Here is an 18,845-nt window from a genome sequence, read left to right on the forward strand (position 1 = left end):
TGGGCGCCAACACAGTCGACGTTGAAGGAACCTGTATGCAGTTGGACCCCGCGAGCGGTTGGTGTCAGGGCGTGAATGTCTGCCCTTCACCCAACTTCAATGCGCGCCCCACGGGCGAAATTTCCCTGCTGGTGATCCACAACATCAGTCTGCCGCCGGCGCAGTTCGCCACCGGCAAGGTGCAGGAGTTTTTCCAGAACCGGCTGGATGTCACAGAGCATCCCTATTTTGAAGGGATCGCTGACCTGCGGGTGTCCGCGCACTTTCTGATTGAGCGTAACGGTACTGTCACTCAGTTTGTCTCGTGTCTCGAGCGCGCCTGGCATGCCGGCGTGTCATGTTTCGATGGCCGGGACACCTGTAACGATTTTTCCGTGGGCATCGAGCTCGAAGGCACGGATGATCTGCCGTTCACCGACGCTCAATATGCGTCGTTGACGGCCCTGACCTTGCAGCTGCAAAGCACTTTCACGGCCATCACCACGCAGCGCATCTGCGGACATAGCGACATCGCGCCGGGGCGCAAGACCGATCCGGGGCCGGCGTTCGATTGGGCGCGTTACCGCGCGGCCCTGGCTAAAGAGGAACAAGAATGAGTTTTCTGGTGTTGCTGTTGGCGGTATGGATCGAAAAATTCTCGGCCCTGCGCCATCGGATTCAACGTGACGGCGGCTGGGTACGCGAGCTGCACAAGCTTGAAGCCAGCCCGCGTCTGGCCAACCGTCCATGGTTGATATTGGTGATTCTGGTGTTGCTGCCAGTGGCGTTGCTGGGCCTGTTACTGGTGGTTCTGGAGCCGGTGGCTTACGGTCTGTTGGCGTTGCCGGTGCATTTGCTGGTGGTCATTTACAGCCTGGGTCGCGGCGATCTGCTGGCCGGTCTCGGGCCGTTTCGCGATGCCTGGCGCCGGGAAGACCTGCAGGCCGCCGCTCACGTGGCAAAGCGCGACCTGGATATCTGCGCCGACAGCGGCGAGCAACTGCTGGAACGGGTGGAAGGTCATTTGCTCTGGGAGGCCTACCAGAGCTTTTTTGCGGTGATTTTCTGGTATTTCCTGTTGGGCCCGGTGGCGGCGTTGAGCTACCGACTGCTGGCACTTGCCGAAGAACACGGGCAGAACCTCGCAGTCGTCGAGCGCGCCGCACAATTGCGCCACGCGTTCGATTGGGTGCCGGTGCGTCTGCTGGCGGCCAGCTTCGCGTTGGTCGGTAACTTTGTCGCGGTCAGCCGGGTGATGCTGCACGAACTGCTGAACTGGAACATCAGCGCCGCCCGGTTGATCGAGAAGGTCGGGCTGGTGGCCGGTGAAATTCCCGCGCCGGTGGTCGGCCCGGACGGCATCAACAGTCTCGACCGGATCTGGGAGTTGCTGCTGCGAGCGGCGGTGCTCTGGTACGCCGGTTTTGCCCTGTGGACGGTCCTTCCGTAATTCCGACATCCATTCCTCTGTGACGAGGGCGCTTGCTCCCGCTGGGGTGCGAAGCGCCCCCCGGCATTCCATCAGACAGACCTGGTTCCCTCCCGTTAACCTTAAGTTACAAACCCCCCAGCCGATTTAAGCTATACAGAGATAGCACTGAATAGTGGCTATCTGCTGCCTGTCTGTGCCTGCCAATAAAAATAAGAATGCAAAGGGAGACTTCCAGTGAAGAGCTTGCTCTATCCCGCCGTCGCGCTAATGAATCGCCTGAGCTTCGGCATGAAGTTCAGCCTGATCAGCGTGCTGTTCCTGGTGCCGATGCTGGTGACCAACTTTTACCTGGTGCGCGATTCCTATCGTGAATTCCAGGGCACCCGGGTCGAACTGCAGAGCCTCGACCTGCTGGGCAGCAGCCTGACCTTGCGACGGGATCTGGAAACCCTGAACAACCTGGTGCAGATCAACGTCATCCTGGGCCAGTCCGGCAAGGCAGCGGGTGTCGAACCCAAGATCAGTGCGTTGGAGCAAAGCGTTCTGGCCCGCCTGGAAGGACTTGCGGCGATGACCACCGATCCGGAACAAATCACGGTTTTCGATGGCAAGCGCGATGAAATGCTCGCCGCGTTCAAGGCCCAGCAAGCAGAAAACTCCCTGCAAAGCAAAAGTGCGTTGATCGGCAAATTGCTTGGCAATGCGCAGATTTTCAGCCAGATCATTGCCAGCCAGGCAGGGTTGAGCCGCGACAGCCAGAGCGACATGCGTCAGCTTACCGAACTCATTACCAACGTCACGCCGCCCGTGACCCAGACCTTGGGCGATGGCCGTGCGATGGGCTCCTACTCGCTGGGGCAAGGGTTCCTCAACTCGTCTTCGAGCACCCGTTTCGATGAGTTGCTGGCGCAGATCGAAAAGCTCCAGGCCGAATACGGCCTGAAATTGCAGGACGCGCTGGGCTCAAGCAAAGCGGCGAGTGAAACCCTGGCCGCCCAGGCCGAGAGCAGTAAGGCGACGCTCAAAAAAGCCAGTGAACTGTTCGAAGAACAAGTGGTAATGGCCGACACCCTCGATGCGCCGTGGCAGGCCTTTTATGATCAGGTCACCGGCCTGATGGACCAGACTTATCAACTCAACGAAGCCACCCTGAAATTCCTCGACACCCAGTTGCAACAGCGGCTGACTCAGAACCGCACGCACATGGTCTTGCAGGCCGTCGCGTTGTCGGTGGTGTTTGTGTTGATCTTCTACCTCTATGGCGGTTTCTACGCCTCGACCCGCACCACCCTCAAGCGTCTTGGCGCGATGATGGACAAGGTGGCAGCCGGTGACATGACCGTGACCTTCAACGCCAACAGCCGTGATGAGCTGGGCGAGTTGGGCGAGGTGTTCAACGGCACCGTGAAGAAAATCCATGACCTGATCGAGCGTGTGGGCCATACCGTCGGTGAAGTCGAGCGTCAGGCCGGTCAGGTCGAGAATGTGTCGGCCCAGAGTAACCAGGCCGTTGCGGGGCAGCGCACACAGATCGAACAGGTCGCCACGGCCATGAATCAGATGTCGGCCACGTCACTGGAGGTGGCTCGTAGTGCGGCGGCGGCGGTCAGCAGTGCCCACAGTGTCAACGACGAGACGGTCAGCGGTCGCGGTCTGGTGGAATCGCAACAGGGCAGCATTGCCGCACTGGCCAGCGAGATCGATCAATCGGTGCTGGTGATCAATCAACTGGCCAGCGACAGCCAGTCCATCAGTCGGGTGCTGGAGGTGATCAAGAGCATCGCCGAGCAGACTAACCTGCTGGCGCTCAACGCTGCCATCGAGGCGGCGAGGGCGGGCGAGCAGGGGCGTGGCTTCGCGGTGGTGGCGGACGAGGTCCGGACCCTGGCCAAACGCACCCAACAATCCACTGAAGAAATCGAGCAGATGATTGCCAAGCTGCACAGCGGTGTCGGCGCGGCGGTGAAAGCCATGGGCACCAGCCATCAAATGGCCAATGGCACGGTGGGCCAGTCGGAAAAGGTCCAGCAGGCGCTGGAAAATATCCTTGGGGCGGTGGGAATGATCGTCGATCAGAACCAGCAGATCGCCGCTGCCGTGGAACAACAGACCGCCGTGGCGCACGACATCGACCAGAACATCGTCGAGATCAACCGAGCCGGCGAGCGCACCGCCGAAGGCGCGCACCAGACCGAGAACGCCAGTCGGGCGTTGTCGGCTCAGGTGGTGGAGCTTAAACAGCTGATCAGCGCGTTCCGGGTCTAGAGAAAGTTAAACAACTCACAGGCATTGTTCGTGCTCGCGGTGGCCAGTTGTTCCGGACTGATCGCCATGATTTCAGCCAGCGCCGCACAGATCGCCGGCAAATGCGCCGGGCTGTTGCGTTGACCGGGAAACATGGCGGGCGCCATGTCCGGTGAGTCGGTTTCCAGCACCACCGACTCCAGCGGCAACTCGGCGAGGACGCGGTGCATGCGCAAGGCCTGCGGCCAGGTCGCCGCGCCGCCAAGACCCAGTTTGAAACCGAGCTTGATGTACTCGCGGGCCTCTTCCTTGCTGCCGGCGAAGGCGTGAATGATGCCCGCACGTTTCAACTTGAACCGTTTGAGCGTGGCAATCACCGCCGCATGGCTGCGTCGCACATGAATCAGCGCCGGCAGATTGAAGTCCGCCGCCAGTTGCAATTGCGCGTCGAACAGCGCCTGCTGGCGCTGGCGATCGAGGGTTTCGATGAAGTAATCCAGGCCGATTTCGCCCACCGCACACAATTGGCGGTGACCGGCTAAACGCGTCAGCCAGTCGCCCAGCTCGTGCAAATCGTCGGGGCGATGATCCTCCAGATACACGGGGTGCAAACCGAACGCCGCATGCAGATCGGGATCGCTCAGCACCAAATCCCAGACGCGCTGCCAATTGGCCTTATAAACCCCCAGCACCACGATCCGTCGCACACCGAGGGCGCGGCTCTCGGCGAGCAGCGCCTGACGATCCTCGTCGAAATCCGGAAAATCCAGATGCGTGTGGGTGTCGATCAGCTCCACGGTTCAGTCCTGGCGAATACGCTGCTTGAAGGTCCGCGCGATGGCTTGCACGCCGGGCTGGTAATCGGATTGCTCGATGGCGGCGAGGGCCAGTTGCAGCGCTTTGTCGGCGATCAACTGGTGCTGCTGGGCCATGGCGTTGACCGGCAGCGGCAGGAAGTCCAGCAACTGCGTGTCACCGAACGTGCCGAGGCGCAGCGGACGGGTTTTCAACGGGAAGTCGTGCAGTGCGTCGAACACGCCCTGAAGCAACACGTAGGACGTGGTCACCAACGCGTCCGGCAGATGGCCCAGGCGCTGGATCATGTCTTCCATCAACTGTTTGCCGCACTCGCGGCTAAAGGATTCGCCGTGTTCGATCAGGATCTCGCCTTTGAACCCGGCCAGCGCTTCCTTGAACCCGGCCGCCCGCTCCTGGCTGATGCTCAGTTCGGGGCGTGCGCCGATCAGGGCGATCTGCTTGGGTAACGGGTCGAGCAGGCTGCGTGTCAGTTGCAGGCTGGCTTCGCGATCATCGCTGATCACCGAGCAGAAATGCTCAGGCTCCATGACCCGGTCAATGGCGATGATCGGGACACCCTTGGCCTGCAACTGACGGTAACTGTCGTCACCGGTCGGCAGGCAGCTGGCGACGATCAACGCGTCGCAACGACGGGCGCGGAACAGTTGCAGCAATTGCCGTTCGCTGTCCGGCGCGTCGTCGGAGCTGGCGATCAGCAACTGATAACCACGGGCCCGGGCACCTTGTTCCAACAGTTTGGCGATGCGTGCGTAGCTGGGGTTTTCCAGGTCCGGCAAAATGAAGCCCAACGTGCGGGTGTGCCGACTGCGCAGCCCGGCCGCCTGGGGGTTGGGCGTGAAGCCATGTTGCTCGACGACCGCGCGCACGCGCTCGACGGTGGCGCTGCTGATGCGTTGCTGTTCGGCCTTGCCATTGATGACATAACTGGCGGTGGTCACGGACACACCAGCCAGCTGGGCGATATCACTGAGTTTCAACTCGGGTTTTCCTTGTTTGTCGGCCGACATTTTCGCCAATCCTACCCGATTCGGGCAGGCAACTATTGTCGCAGCCAATCCGACAAGTTGGGCTTCAAGGATGGGACATAATCGAGTAACGTGCCAATCATTCTAGATTAAACGTTTCAGCAAGCGTATTTTCTACGTTTCAGGTGCATTTGGCCGGTTCTGCCGTGAAACCGCCAAAAGTGATGATTAAGCGCCTAAGCTGACTCATTCAAAACAATACCTGGCACCTCAAGGTGCCAAAAAGGAGAAAGCATGCTCGAGCTCACCATAGAGCAGATTTCCATGGGCCAGTCGGCCGTGGACAAGTCCGCAGCGTTGCAGTTACTGGCTCGGCATCTGGTCACCGATGGTCTTGTGGCCGAAGGTTATCTCGCCGGTTTGCAAGCACGCGAAGCCCAGGGCTCGACCTTTCTCGGCCAAGGTATTGCCATCCCCCACGGTACGCCGGAAACCCGCGACCAGGTGTTTTCCACCGGTGTGCGGCTGATGCAGTTTCCCGACGGCGTGGATTGGGGCGACGGCCAGATCGTTTACCTGGCGATCGGCATCGCCGCCAAATCCGATGAACACTTGCGGCTCCTGCAACTGCTGACCCGCGCCCTTGGCGAGACCGATCTGGGCCAGGCCCTGCGTCGCGCCAGCTCTGCCGAAGCCTTGCTGAAACTGCTGCAAGGCGCGCCGCAGGAGCTGGCGCTGGATGCACAGATGATCGGCCTGGGTGTGTCGGCCGATGACTTCGAAGAACTGGTCTGGCGCGGTGCCCGTTTGCTGCGTCAGGCAGATTGTGTGAGCAATGGTTTCTCCGCCGTGTTGCAACAGGTCGAAGCGCTGCCACTCGGCGATGGCCTGTGGTGGTTGCACAGCGAACAGACGGTCAAGCGTCCGGGCCTGGCCTTCGTCACCCCGGACAAACCGATGCGTTATCTCGGTCAGCCACTGAGTGGTCTGTTCTGCCTGGCCAGCCTCGGCGAGGCGCATCAGGCCTTGCTCGAACGCCTTTGCGCGCTGCTGATCGAAGGCCGTGGCCATGAACTGGGCCGCGCCACCAGTAGTCGTAAAGTCCTCGAAGTGCTCGGCGGCGAGTTGCCGGCGGACTGGCCGAGCGCGCGCATTGCACTGGCCAACGCCCACGGCTTGCACGCGCGCCCGGCGAAAATCCTTGCGCAACTGGCGAAGAGTTTTGAAGGCGAGATTCGCGTCCGGCTCGTCGAGGGACAGGACAGCGCCGTGTCGGTGAAGAGCTTGAGCAAGTTGCTCAGCCTCGGCGCCCGTCGCGGCCAGGTACTCGAATTTGTCGCCGAGCCAAGCATTGCCGCCGACGCCTTGCCAGCCTTGCTGGCCGCGATCGAAGAAGGCCTCGGTGAAGAAGTCGAGCCATTGCCGGTGGTGAGCCAACAGCGCGAAGTCGTCGCGGATGTGGCCGAAGTGTTGCTCGCCCCGGCGTCCGGCAGCGTGGTTCAAGCCATACCGGCAGCACCGGGCATTGCCATTGGCCCGGCACACATTCAAGTGCTGCAAACCATCGAATACCCGTTGCGCGGTGAGTCTGCCGCCCTTGAACGTGAGCGCCTCAAGCAAGCGCTGGCAGATGTGCGTCGCGACATCGAAGGGTTGATCGAGCGCAGCAAATCCAAAGCCATTCGCGAAATCTTCATCACCCACCAGGAAATGCTCGACGACCCGGAATTGACCGATGAAGTCGAGACTCGCCTCAAGCAGGGCGAAAGCGCTGAAGCGGCGTGGATGGCCGTGATCGAAGCGGCGGCGAAACAACAGGAAGCGCTGCAGGATGCGTTGCTCGCCGAGCGCGCGGCAGATTTGCGCGATATCGGCCGACGCGTGCTGGCGCAACTGAGCGGTGTCGAAACCCCGAGTGAACCTGATCAGCCGTACATTCTGGTGATGGATGAAGTCGGTCCTTCCGACGTGGCGCGTCTCGATCCTACCCGCGTCGCCGGCATTCTTACCGCCCGGGGCGGCGCCACTGCGCACAGCGCCATCGTCGCCCGTGCGCTCGGTATTCCGGCGTTGGTCGGCGCAGGGGCGGCGGTGTTGCTGCTGGCACCGGGCACGCCGTTGCTGCTCGACGGCCAGCGCGGTCGTTTGCATGTCGATGCCGATGCGGCGACCTTGCAGCGCGCCACCGAAGAGCGTGACACCCGCGAGCAACGCTTGAAAGCGGCGGCCGAACAGCGTCATCAACCGGCACTGACTACCGATGGTCACGCGGTGGAAGTGTTCGCCAACATCGGTGAAAGCGCCGGCGTCACCAGCGCAGTGGAGCAGGGTGCTGAAGGCATTGGCCTGCTGCGTACCGAACTGATTTTCATGGCCCACTCGCAAGCGCCGGACGAAGCGACCCAGGAAGTCGAATACCGTCGCGTGCTCGATGGCCTCGCCGGTCGCCCCCTGGTGGTGCGCACCCTCGACGTCGGCGGCGACAAACCGCTGCCGTATTGGCCGATCGCCAAGGAAGAGAACCCTTTCCTCGGCGTGCGCGGCATTCGCCTGACCTTGCAGCGTCCGCACATCATGGAAGCGCAATTGCGCGCCCTGCTGCGGGCTGCTGACAACCGCCCGCTGCGCATCATGTTCCCGATGGTCGGCAGCGTTGACGAGTGGCGGCAGGCGCGGGACATGACCGAGCGGCTACGTCTGGAAATCCCGGTGGCGGACCTGCAACTGGGGATCATGATCGAGGTGCCATCGGCTGCACTGCTGGCGCCGGTGCTGGCCAAGGAAGTCGACTTCTTCAGCGTCGGCACCAATGACCTCACGCAATACACCCTCGCCATCGACCGTGGTCATCCGACCTTGTCGGCCCAGGCTGACGGCTTGCACCCGGCGGTGCTGCAACTGATCGACATCACCGTGCGCGCGGCCCATGCCCATGGCAAATGGGTCGGCGTGTGCGGCGAGCTGGCGGCCGATCCGCTGGCGGTGCCGGTGCTGGTCGGTCTCGGCGTGGACGAGTTGAGCGTGTCGGGCCGCAGCATTGCCGAGGTCAAGGCGCGCATTCGCGAACTCAGTCTGACCCAGACTCAAACCCTTGCCCGACAGGCCCTGGCCGTGGGCAGCGCCAATGAAGTGCGCGCATTAGTGGAGGCCCTGTAATGGCCAAAATCCTGACCCTGACCCTCAACCCGGCGCTGGACCTGACGGTGCAGTTGCCGTGCCTTGAACCCGGCCAGGTCAATCGCAGCGACGAGATGCACACCCACGCCGCCGGTAAAGGCGTGAACGTGGCGCAGGTGCTGGTGGACCTTGGGCATTCGCTCACCGTCTGCGGTTTTCTCGGCGAAGACAATCTTCAGGCGTTCGAAACCCTGTTTGCCAAACGCGGTTTTGTCGACGCGTTTATCCGCGTCCCCGGCGAAACCCGCAGCAATATCAAACTGGCGGAACACGACGGGCGCATCACCGACATCAACGGCCCCGGCCCCTTGGTGAGTGCAGCGGCGCAGCAGGCGTTGCTGGATCGCCTCGATCAGATTGCGCCGGGTCATGATGCCGTCGTCGTTGCCGGCAGCCTGCCTCAGGGCATCAGTCCCGAGTGGTTGCAGGCGCTGATTGTGCGCTTGAAGAATCTTGGTTTGAACGTCGCCCTGGACACCAGTGGCGAAGCGTTGCGCGCGGCGCTCAAGGCCGGCCCGTGGCTGATCAAACCCAACACCGAAGAACTGGCCGAAGTGCTCGGCTGCGAAGTGGTGTCGGTCGCGGCTCAAGCCGAGGCAGCGAGCCGCTTGCATGCGCAAGGCATCGAGCACGTGGTGATTTCCCACGGCGCCGATGGCGTGAACTGGTTCAGTGTCGGTTCGGCGATGCATGCCACGCCACCCAAGGTTAGCGTCGCCAGCACGGTCGGCGCGGGTGATTCGCTGTTGGCCGGCATGCTCCACGGTCTGCTCAGCGCCGACACACCGGAACAGACCCTGCGCACCGCCACGGCGATTGCCGCGATGGCGGTGACCCAGATCGGTTTCGGCATCGGTGATGCGGCGCAATTGGCGCGGCTTGAACAGGGTGTGCGCGTGCGTCCCCTGACAGAACAATAAGAGGGTTTGTCATGAAGTTAGCCATTGTTACGGCTTGCCCCAACGGCATGGTCACCAGCGTGCTGTGCGCCCGTTTGCTCGATGCGGCAGCGCAGCGTCAGGGCTGGAGCACCAGTGTCGAAGTCAACGATGTCGCGCACCCTGAACGCCAATTGTCGGCGGCAACGATCGAGGCGGCCGAGTGGGTATTGCTGGTGACCAGCACGCCGGTGGACATGTCGCGATTCGTCGGCAAACGCGTGTTCCAGAGTACCCCGGCGCACGCCCTGCAAGATGTCGAAGCCGTGCTGCGTCGTGGTGCCGAAGAAGCTGAGGTTTACGTCGCACCTGCAGCGGTCGCCGAACCTGTAGCTGTCACGAAAAACGCCCCCCGGCTGGTCGCGATCACCGCGTGCCCGACCGGCGTTGCTCATACCTTCATGGCCGCTGAAGCCTTGCAGCAAGCGGCGAAGCGTTTGGGCTACGACCTGCAGATCGAAACACAAGGCTCGGTCGGTGCACGTAATCCGTTGAGCGCGACGGCAATTGCCGACGCCGACGTGGTGCTGCTGGCCTGCGATATCGAAGTCGCGACCGAGCGTTTTGCCGGCAAGAAAATCTACCGTTGCGGCACCGGCATCGCCTTGAAGCAAGCCGAAGCGACGCTGAACAAAGCGCTGGCCGAAGGCAAACAGGAAAGCGCCGCGACCGGCGCCAACGGCCCGGTCAAAAAGGAGAAGACCGGCGTCTACAAACACCTGCTGACCGGCGTGTCGTTCATGCTGCCGATGGTGGTGGCGGGCGGTCTGATGATCGCGTTGTCGTTCGTCTTCGGCATTACCGCCTTCAAGGAGGAAGGCACACTCGCCGCCGCCCTGATGCAGATTGGCGGCGAGACCGCGTTCAAACTGATGGTGCCATTGCTGGCGGGTTACATCGCCTACTCGATTGCCGACCGCCCGGGGCTTGCGCCGGGGATGATCGGTGGTCTGCTGGCGAGCACGTTGGGCGCCGGTTTCATCGGCGGGATCATTGCCGGTTTCATCGCCGGTTACGCGGCGCAGGCGATCAATCGGTATGCGCGTTTGCCACAAAGCCTTGAGGCGCTGAAACCGATCCTGATCATCCCGTTGCTGGCGAGTCTGTTCACCGGGTTGGTGATGATCTACGTGGTCGGCAAACCGGTGGCCGGGATGCTCGCGGGGCTCACGCATTTCCTCGACAGCATGGGCACCACCAACGCTATTCTGCTCGGCGTATTGCTGGGCAGCATGATGTGCGTCGACCTCGGTGGGCCGATCAACAAGGCGGCCTATGCGTTTTCGGTGGGGCTGCTGGCGTCGCAAAGTTATGCACCGATGGCGGCGACGATGGCCGCCGGGATGGTGCCGCCGATTGGCCTGGGCATCGCCACGTTCATTGCCCGACGCAAGTTCGCCCAGACTGAACGCGAGGCCGGGAAAGCGGCACTGGTGCTGGGGCTGTGCTTTATCTCCGAAGGGGCGATTCCGTTTGCCGCCAAGGACCCGCTGCGGGTGATTCCGGCGAGCATTGCCGGTGGTGCGCTGACGGGCGCACTGTCGATGTATTTCGGCTGCAAACTGATGGCGCCGCACGGGGGATTGTTTGTGTTGGCGATTCCGAATGCGATCAACCATGCGTTGCTGTATTTGCTGGCGATTGTGGCCGGGAGTTTGCTGACGGCGGTGGTGTATGCGGTGGTCAAGCGGCCGGAAGTTGCTGAGCTGGCGGTAGAACCCGTCAGCGCCTGACGTAAACCTGTAGGAGCCAGGCTTGCTCGCGAAAGCGGTCTTTCAGCCAACATAGATGTTGAATGCGAGTCCGTCATCGCGGGCAAACCCGCTCCCACAGTGATCTCTTTCGTACACAAGATTTGTGGCAAACGCCTTAACCTGCGGGCTTGCCCGCGATGGCGTCAGTGGCAACACCATCAAGCAGGGGTTTTGTACTCATTCTCCCGCTGCAACGCCCGCGCCTGAACCACATCCAGCACCGCACAGCCCTCTCGCATCAGCAGATGCACGGCGCGGGTGATCCGCGTCAGATCACAATCGGAAATGTTTTTCAGATTCAGGCTGGTGAACGTGTCTGCCAGATCGCGAACCACGGTGAAGCGATGCATGGCGCAGGCGGTGAGTTCGCTGAGTTCTTTGTGGGTGTTGACGAAGAGCACCGGTGTTTCGGCGTCGTAGGTGTCGATCGGGAGGTAACGCGGCATGACTTGGAACATTATGTAACTCCTGTAATTGGAGCTACCACCACTCGCGGCCAAACGAGGGTGGCAGCCATACGCGGGTTGGCCGACCGGGTACAGGAACCGGCACACCCGAAGGTGTCCCACGCACAGCCGCCATAAAACAACGCCTCAGGCACGAAGTACCTGAGGAGGTGTTGTTACGCTGTAGCGTTCCTGCACCGACCGGCCAAGGTCGTTCGCGGTGTTTTCCGCGAGCCCGAACTATGGAGTCGATCCCGAAACGCGGCAACAAGATACGTTGTAGGAAACGTCTTGAAAAGTTGTGTGCCTCGCGATGATCATTTCCGCCCGTGTGGGAGAACGATGCAGGCCTTGTAGGAGCCGTGTCATCCGTGGGTCATGCAGGCGTGTTTTAGTTTTCCTTTTTCAGGGAGAACACCATGAGCGAATTCAACCTCGGTCGCCGTCGTGTCATGCAAGCGGTCGGCGCCGGGCTGTTGATGCCCAGCCTTGCACCGGCGGTGATTGCGTCGGTCAAGGACCGGCCGCAACTCACCGATGGCGTGCAGTCCGGCGACGTGCTGGGTGATCGGGCGATGGTCTGGAGCCGTAGCGATCGTGCGGCGCGGATGGTGGTGGAATGGGACACGCGGAGTCTGTTCACCAACCCTCGGCGTTTTGTCTCGCCACTGGCTGATGCCCGCAGCGATTTCACCGCGCGTGTGGAGCTCACTGGTCTGCCTGCCGATCAGGCGATTTTCTATCGCGTGCACTTCGAAGACGCCCAGAGCGGTGTCACCAGCGAACCCTGGTTCGGTCACCTGCGCAGCGTGCCGCAGACCCGGCGCGACATCCGTTTCGTCTGGAGCGGCGACACCGTCGGCCAGGGGTTCGGCATCAACCCGGAGATCGGCGGCATGCGCATATACGAAGCCATGCGCCTGCGCCTGCCGGACTTCTTTATCCACAGCGGCGACACCATCTACGCCGACGGTCCGGTGCCCGCGCAGCTGACCACGGAAAGCGGCCGCGTGTGGCGCAACATCACCAGCGAGGCCAAGAGCAAAGTCGCCGAAACCCTCGATGAGTATCGCGGCAATTACCGTTACAACCTGATGGACGAAAACGTCCGTCGCTTCAACGCCGAAGTGCCGCAGATCTGGCAGTGGGACGACCACGAAGTGGTGAACAACTGGTCGCCGGGCAAGCAACTGGACGAGCGCTACAAGAGCAAGGATATCCACAGCCTGGTGGGGCGCGCGCGCCAGGCCTGGCTGGAATATGCACCGATGCGTTTGCAGAGCGCCGACGGTGGCGGGCGGATCTATCGCCAAATCAGTTATGGGCCGATGCTGGATGTGTTTGTGCTCGATATGCGCAGCTATCGCGAAGCCAATGACAACAATCTGGGGGCCGCCAAACCCTTTCTCGGACGTGAGCAACTGGACTGGCTCAAGCGTGAATTGAAGGCCTCCAGCGCCCAGTGGAAAGTCATCGCCGCCGACATGCCGATCGGTCTCGGCGTGCCCGATGGCGAAATCAGCCCCGGCGTGGCGCGCTGGGAAGCGGTGGCCAATGGCGATCCGGGACCTGCCCAGGGGCGAGAGCTGGAAATCGCTGAATTGCTCGGGTTTCTACGGGCGCAACAGGTGCGCAATTTCGTGTTCCTGACGGCGGATGTGCATTACTGCGCGGCACATCATTACCACCCGGATCGGGCGGCGTTTCAGGATTTCGAACCGTTCTGGGAGTTTGTCGCCGGGCCTTTGAATGCGGGGAGTTTCGGGCCTAACCCGCTGGATAAAACCTTCGGTCCTGAAGTGGTGTTCGAGAAGGCACCGCCGGCGCAGAACACCTCGCCGTTTGCCGGGTTTCAGTTTTTTGGCGAGGTGAATATCGAGGGCGCGACGGGGGCGATGAGTGTGGTATTGCGGGATCTGGATGGGGTGGCGGTGTTTGAGCAGAAATTGCAGCCGGTGTGAGAATTATCCGACTGGCATCGATCAATGTGTGCGGGCTTGCTCGCGAAAGCGGTTTAACAGGCAACACAGATGTTGAATGTTAGTCAGCCTTCGCGAGCAAGCCCGCTCCCACATTTAATTGTGGTAGGTCAGTAAACGTCTCGGCGATAGCGACCTTGCTCGATCAGGCGGTCGACCTCTTCAATCCCCAGCACTTCGTTGAGCACGTGATCCACCCCTGAAGCCATGCCCTGCAAGCTGCCGCAGATGTAAATCACGGCGCCGTCGGCCAGCCATTGCTTGAGCAGATTGGCCGATTCACGCAAGCGATCCTGCACGTAGATCTTTTCAGCCTGATCCCGCGAAAACGCCAGGTCCAGACGCTCGATGTCCCCGGAAATCAACCACTCTTCCAGCTCGGCACGGCACAGGTAGTCATGCTCGCGATTGCGCTCGCCAAACAGCAGCCAATGGCGAGTCTGCCCATCGGCAATCCGCGCCTTGAGCAAACTGCGCAGCCCGGCCAGGCCGGTGCCGTTGCCCAGCAGGATCATCGGCACCGGTTCGACCGGCAGATGGAAACCGCTGTTGCGCCGTACGCGCAAGCTGAGGGTGCTGCCCACCGGCGCGTGTTCGGTCAGCCATCCGGAACCGACGCCCAGGCTGCCGTCGGAATGCACCTCCTGGCGCACGATCAGTTCCAGCACGCCGTCGGCGGCAATCGAGGCGATGGAGTATTCGCGCATGGCCAACGGCACCAGCGCGTCCACCAGTGCTTGCGCGTGCAGGCCGACTAGGTGGGTGCGGTTTGAAGGTAATTGGCGAGTGGCGAGCGCTTGTTCCAGCGATTGCGACAAGCCATCAAGCACCACCGCCGCCCGCCCATCGATCCCAAGACCATCGAGGAAATGCTCGATCGCCCACGGGCAGTTGCGGGGCAACACTTCCACCAGGTCACCGGCCAGCCAGCTGCTGGTGGTCGGGGCGGTGAGGCCCAGCAAGTACACCGGCGAACCGTTGCTGTCCGGGTTCATCAATTCGCGGCGGGTGAGCGTCCAGTTGTCGTAGCTCGGTGCTTGCCAGGTGTCCACGGGCGCCTGTCCGGTCAGCAGGCCGAGTTGTTGCTGCCAGTGACGCAAGGCGTAAGGGTCGCCGCAATCGACTTCCACGGGCGCGAACAGGTGCTTGCCGCCGTGCTCGCCGAGCCAGGTGTGCAAGCGGCGAGCGAAACCGCAGAAGTGTTGATACTGGCGATCACCGAGTCCGAGCACCGCGTAATTCAGGCTCTCCAGGCTCAACGCGCGGCCCAGTACCTTGCGTTCGAAACCGCGAGCGCTGTCCGGCGCTTCGCCGTCACCGAAGGTACTGACTACGAACAGCGCGTTATTGGAATCACGCAGGTCCTGCTCGCTGACAGTGGCCAGCGGCTGAACCTTCACCGGCAAGCCTGCCGCTTGCAGTTGCCCGGCGGTCTGCCACGCCAGTTGCTCGGCAAACCCGCTCTGGCTGGCGAAACCGATCAGCCACGCCGGGGCATCGCTGTCCGGTTGTTCAAGGCCCTTGCGGGCGTCCTTGATCTGCTTTTTCTTTCGTCGACGATCGAGGTACAGCAGCCAGCCGGTAATGAAAAACAGCGGCATGGTCAGCGCGCTGAGTGTCAGGACGATCCGGCCGACAATCCCGAAGTAACTGCCGACGTGCAGCGCGTAGAGGCTGGTCAGTAGCTGCGCCTTGAAGCTTTTGTCGCTGTAGCGGTCGTGGCGTTTGACGAGGCCGGTGGCCGGATCGAGGGTGATCTGGTTCAGCGCGCGGTCGTGCGGCGAGGAGTCCAACAGGTAAAACACGGTCGCCGGTTGTCCGGCCACGGGCGGCATGCGGATGTTGTAGGCGCTCAGTGTCGGACCGGCAGCGCTGTAGATGCTGCTCCACATCGCGGCGTAATCGGCGGTCGGTGCCGGGCCATCAGGCGCAGGACCACGATTGCGAACCCGCTCGTTCTGCGGTGAGTCGGACAGCAATCGGGTCAGGCCTTTGTTGTACCACTCGTAGGACCAGGACAACCCGGTCAGTGCCGCCAGGAGGTAAAACACCAGGCACCAGGTGCCGGCCACCGAGTGCAAATCCCAGTTGAAGCTGCGGCCCTTTTTCTTCCAGTCGAGGGTCAGCCAGGCGCGCCAGCTTTTCCACTGGCGCGGCCAGCGCAGGTAAAGGCCGGACAGGCAGAAAAACACCAGGATCAGCGTGCAGGCGCCGGTGATTTGTCGACCGGTATCGCCCATGGCGAGGAAGCGGTGCAGTTGCAGCATCAGGCCGAAGAAATCCTGGCCGATGGCGTTGCCCATGAACTCGGCGGTATAGGGATCGAAGTAGCGCATCTCGCCGCGACGCTCGCCCGGTGGCGGGGTAAACGACACCCGTGCGGCGTTGCCGCTGTCGGTGTCGACCCAGATCATCGCGACTTTCTTGCCTGAGGCGCCTTCGATTTTTTCCACCAGCTCAGCGGGCGGCAGCACGCCGGCGACCTGTTTCTCGACCTGCAACACCGACGGGTTCAGTGCGCGCAGGATTTCATCCTCAAACGACACTGTCGCCCCGGTGATGCCCATGAGGGCCAGGACCAGCCCGGCACTGATACCGAAAAACCAGTGCAACTGGAACAGGGTTTTCTTCAACACGTTGCTCGCCTTGTTCGTTCGAAATTGTCATCACGGCGCGCATTATGCCGTGGGCTGTCGAGAAGCATTCTTTTTTACGCACAAAAGCCCCGTTCATGTGGATGAACGGGGCTTTGACCTCACGCTTCCGTCAGAAGTGGAAGTTGGCGCTCAGCAGGGCGGTACGACCCGCCGCCACGTGGGCGTAGTGCGTCTGGAATACCTGGTCGAAGTAACGCTTGTCGGTCAGGTTCTGTACGTTGAGTTGCAGGTCGACGTTTTTGGTCAGGCGGTAGCTGGCCATCGCGTCGTAACGCCAGTAGGAAGGAATCTCCACCGAGTTGGCGATGTTGCCGAATTGCGAATCAACGAATGTGGCACCCGCACCGATGGTCAACTTTTCCGGTATCACGTCATAGGTCGACCATAGGGTGAAGTTGTTCCGCGGGGTGCTCGGCATATGGTTGCCTTCATCGGCGGCGAGGGTGGTTTTGACCACTTCGCTTTCCATGTAGGTGTAGCCGCCGTAGACCTTCCAGTGACGGGTCAGCTTGCCGGTGTAGGTCAGTTCCAGGCCGTTGACCTGCTGTTCGCCGTCCAGCACTTGCGTGGTGGCGCCATCCGGATCGTCGATGCGGGCGTTGGTTTTCTCGGTGCGGAACAGCGCTGCGGTCAACGACAGGTCATCACCGAAGAAGTCCCACTTGGTGCCGATCTCGTAGTTGCGGTTCTTTTCCGGGTCGAGGTCGCTGTTGTTGGCGGCCAGTTCCAGGCTGCCGTTACCGCTGGTTTCGCCCGCCGGGTTGCTGGAGGTCGAGTAGGCCGCGTAAATGCTGCCGTTCGGCAATGGGTTATAGACCACACCAATCTGGTAGTTCACCAGGTCGCTGGTGTTCTCCCGGGAGAAATTGCCCGCTACCGATCCACGACCACCGGTGCTGTAACCGCTGGATTCGGTCTTGTAGTTGTCATAACGCAGGCCCAGGTTCAGGGACCACTGCTCGTTGAACTTCAGCGTGTCGAACACATAGGCGGCGGCAGTCTTGGTGTCGGTATCGGTGAACGCCGTGCTGTCGGTGATCCGTCCGTTCCAGTTATCCCCAGGCGTCGGATTTTGCAGGCTGGTGCAGTCGCCGGAGCGCAAGAGTGCTGGGTTGCACGTCGTGCCGCTGGCGGCCGACGTCAGGATATACGGGCGGTTGTGGGTGTCCTGATAAGAAAACTCGACACCGGTGACCAGGCTGTGTTCGATGGCGCCGGTGTCGAACCTGGCGCTCAGGTCGGTCTGGTTGATCCAGCCGCTGGACGTCGAGTTACGGTTCTTGGTGCCACGGTACACGCTGCCCCTGGCGACGTTGCCCTTGCTGTCGTCCGGGTTGGTGACGATGTAGTCCAGGGTCGAGCGGGACATGCGGAAGCTGTTGGACACGGTCAGGTCTTCATTCAGATCGTGCTCGATCTTGAAGGTGCCGCTGTCATTGGTGGTTTCGCGATAGTCGCGATTGGTGATGCCGTAGAAATTGTCGCGATCGACATGCACCGGCTTGTCGACGTTGTACTTGCTGCGGGCCGGGTTCAGGGTCAGCGGAATGCCGTAGTCCGGCATGTCATCGGTTTCGACGTGGTAGTAACCGAGGGTCACGCGGGTATCGGTGCCCAGGCCGAAAGCGAACGTCGGTGCCACACCCCAGCGGCTGACGTCGACGGTGTCACGGCCCGCGACATTGGCTTCGTGTTTCATCAGGTTCAGGCGCAAGGCCGAGGTATCGGTCATCTGCTGGTTCAGGTCGAGTGTGGTGCGCTTGGTCTGATCCGAGCCCCAGGTGAAGCCGCCGTTGTAGAAGCTGCCCAGTTTGGCGGTCTTGCTCACCAGGTTCAGGCTGCCACCGGTGGAGCCGGCGCCGGTGAAGGCCGACCCCGGGCCTTTGCTGACTTCGATCGACTCAACGTTGAAGATTTCGCGGCTCTGGGACGCCGGGTCGCGCATGCCGTCCACGAAGGTGTCGCTTTCAGCGTTGAAGCCACGAATGATCGGACGGTCGCCCGCCGGGTTGCCGCCTTCGCCAGCACCGAAGGTGATGCCCGGTGTGGTGCGCAAAGCGTCGACCAGGCTGGTGGCGCCGGTGTCGCGGATCACTTGCTGCGGAATCACGGTGACGCTTTTCGGCGTCTCGCGCAGCGGTGCGGTGTATTTCTTGTTGGCCGACGTATCGGTCTTGTAGGAGGTGTCGTCCTGAGCTTCGCCGGTGATGTCGGTAGCGCCCAGGGAAATCACATTGCCCGGTGCTTTTTCGTCGGTTTTTTCAGCCGCGAAAACCATGTGGCCCGCGGAGCCGGCGGTGATCGCCACGCCAATTGCAGAAGCGAGTAAACGCGGTGAACTGACCGGTGATTGTGGTTGTTGGCGTGACATGTGAATTCCCCTCCCCAAGGATTTGAGGCCGCGAAATATAGGGTAGACGCGTCTATGTATCAATTGCGAAACGTTACTATTCGC

12 protein-coding genes are annotated in these 18,845 nt (G+C 61.6%); 7 read left to right on the forward strand and 5 right to left on the reverse strand.

Translation table 11 applies throughout. From position 1 onward, the window contains the following. Positions 1–35 precede the first annotated feature (35 nt). From ampD to ACM6IQ_RS16625, 3 genes are all read left to right on the forward strand, one after another. Entirely contained in the window at positions 36–596 is a 561-nt protein-coding gene (gene ampD, locus ACM6IQ_RS16615; RefSeq protein WP_017336482.1) for a 1,6-anhydro-N-acetylmuramyl-L-alanine amidase AmpD, read from the forward strand. Further along, entirely contained in the window at positions 593–1,429 is an 837-nt protein-coding gene (gene ampE, locus ACM6IQ_RS16620; RefSeq protein WP_017336483.1) for a regulatory signaling modulator protein AmpE, read from the forward strand. Before ampD ends, ampE begins: the two co-directional genes overlap by 4 nt. 1,542 nt (positions 1,430–2,971) lie before the next feature. Then, positions 2,972–3,676, forward strand: coding sequence for a methyl-accepting chemotaxis protein (locus tag ACM6IQ_RS16625; RefSeq protein WP_414879635.1), 705 nt, complete (start codon positions 2,972–2,974; stop codon positions 3,674–3,676). Here the strand turns inward: ACM6IQ_RS16625 and ACM6IQ_RS16630 are convergent. Both ACM6IQ_RS16630 and cra read right to left on the reverse strand, forming a co-directional pair. Further along, positions 3,673–4,452 carry a TatD family hydrolase gene (locus ACM6IQ_RS16630; protein WP_414879342.1) on the reverse strand — a complete coding sequence of 260 codons (780 nt, stop codon included), beginning with the start codon at positions 4,450–4,452 and terminating at the stop codon, positions 3,673–3,675. The two genes, ACM6IQ_RS16625 and ACM6IQ_RS16630, sit on opposite strands and share 4 nt — an antisense overlap. 3 nt (positions 4,453–4,455) lie before the next feature. Next, a complete protein-coding gene (gene cra / locus ACM6IQ_RS16635) occupies positions 4,456–5,451 on the reverse strand; it encodes a catabolite repressor/activator (protein WP_031318379.1) in 996 nt (331 codons plus the stop codon). A 282-nt stretch (positions 5,452–5,733) separates the two neighbouring features. On the opposite strand from cra, the gene ptsP reads away from it, so the two are divergent. From ptsP to ACM6IQ_RS16650, 3 genes are read left to right on the forward strand one after another with little or no spacing between them, the layout of a single operon-like run. After that, positions 5,734–8,595, forward strand: a complete 2,862-nt coding sequence (gene ptsP / locus ACM6IQ_RS16640) for a phosphoenolpyruvate--protein phosphotransferase (RefSeq protein WP_017336487.1) — start codon at positions 5,734–5,736, stop codon at positions 8,593–8,595. Next, positions 8,595–9,536: a 1-phosphofructokinase gene (pfkB, locus tag ACM6IQ_RS16645; protein WP_017336488.1), complete on the forward strand. Its 942-nt coding sequence runs from the start codon at positions 8,595–8,597 to the stop codon at positions 9,534–9,536. The genes ptsP and pfkB overlap by 1 nt, the downstream gene beginning before the upstream one ends. An 11-nt stretch (positions 9,537–9,547) precedes the next feature. Further along, a complete protein-coding gene (locus ACM6IQ_RS16650; protein WP_414879343.1) occupies positions 9,548–11,287 on the forward strand; it encodes a PTS fructose-like transporter subunit IIB in 1,740 nt (579 codons plus the stop codon). A 179-nt stretch (positions 11,288–11,466) separates the two neighbouring features. Here the strand turns inward: ACM6IQ_RS16650 and ACM6IQ_RS16655 are convergent, their stop codons facing one another. Continuing rightward, positions 11,467–11,766, reverse strand: a complete 300-nt coding sequence (locus ACM6IQ_RS16655; protein ID WP_017336490.1) for a hypothetical protein — start codon at positions 11,764–11,766, stop codon at positions 11,467–11,469. A gap of 407 nt (positions 11,767–12,173) precedes the next feature. Here ACM6IQ_RS16655 and ACM6IQ_RS16660 point away from each other — a divergent pair, with 407 nt between their 5' ends. Further along, a complete protein-coding gene (locus tag ACM6IQ_RS16660) occupies positions 12,174–13,715 on the forward strand; it encodes an alkaline phosphatase D family protein (RefSeq protein WP_414879344.1) in 1,542 nt (513 codons plus the stop codon). Positions 13,716–13,843: 128 nt separating this feature from the next. On the opposite strand, the gene ACM6IQ_RS16665 is transcribed toward ACM6IQ_RS16660, so the two are convergent. Together ACM6IQ_RS16665 and ACM6IQ_RS16670 are read right to left on the reverse strand one after the other, a co-directional pair. After that, positions 13,844–16,369, reverse strand: coding sequence for a PepSY domain-containing protein (locus ACM6IQ_RS16665; protein WP_031318381.1), 2,526 nt, complete (start codon positions 16,367–16,369; stop codon positions 13,844–13,846). A 130-nt stretch (positions 16,370–16,499) separates the two neighbouring features. Beyond that, positions 16,500–18,761 carry a TonB-dependent receptor gene (locus ACM6IQ_RS16670; RefSeq protein WP_017336493.1) on the reverse strand — a complete coding sequence of 754 codons (2,262 nt, stop codon included), beginning with the start codon at positions 18,759–18,761 and terminating at the stop codon, positions 16,500–16,502. Positions 18,762–18,845: the final 84 nt, after the last annotated feature.

It is taken from the genome of Pseudomonas sp. IT-P100 (assembly GCF_949767185.1).
Taxonomy (GTDB): domain Bacteria; phylum Pseudomonadota; class Gammaproteobacteria; order Pseudomonadales; family Pseudomonadaceae; genus Aquipseudomonas; species Aquipseudomonas fluorescens_B.

What these genes read in the sequence shown, in the direction of transcription:
- ampD (WP_017336482.1), top strand. Translation starts at nt 36, where the DNA reads ATGCAGTTGGACCCCGCGAGCGGTTGGTGTCAGGGCGTGAATGTCTGC.
- ampE (WP_017336483.1), top strand. Translation starts at nt 593, where the DNA reads ATGAGTTTTCTGGTGTTGCTGTTGGCGGTATGGATCGAAAAATTCTCG.
- ACM6IQ_RS16625 (WP_414879635.1), top strand. Translation starts at nt 2,972, where the DNA reads ATGTCGGCCACGTCACTGGAGGTGGCTCGTAGTGCGGCGGCGGCGGTC.
- ptsP (WP_017336487.1), top strand. Translation starts at nt 5,734, where the DNA reads ATGCTCGAGCTCACCATAGAGCAGATTTCCATGGGCCAGTCGGCCGTG.
- pfkB (WP_017336488.1), top strand. Translation starts at nt 8,595, where the DNA reads ATGGCCAAAATCCTGACCCTGACCCTCAACCCGGCGCTGGACCTGACG.
- ACM6IQ_RS16650 (WP_414879343.1), top strand. Translation starts at nt 9,548, where the DNA reads ATGAAGTTAGCCATTGTTACGGCTTGCCCCAACGGCATGGTCACCAGC.
- ACM6IQ_RS16655 (WP_017336490.1), bottom strand. Translation starts at nt 11,766, where the DNA reads ATGTTCCAAGTCATGCCGCGTTACCTCCCGATCGACACCTACGACGCC.
- ACM6IQ_RS16660 (WP_414879344.1), top strand. Translation starts at nt 12,174, where the DNA reads ATGAGCGAATTCAACCTCGGTCGCCGTCGTGTCATGCAAGCGGTCGGC.
- ACM6IQ_RS16670 (WP_017336493.1), bottom strand. Translation starts at nt 18,761, where the DNA reads ATGTCACGCCAACAACCACAATCACCGGTCAGTTCACCGCGTTTACTC.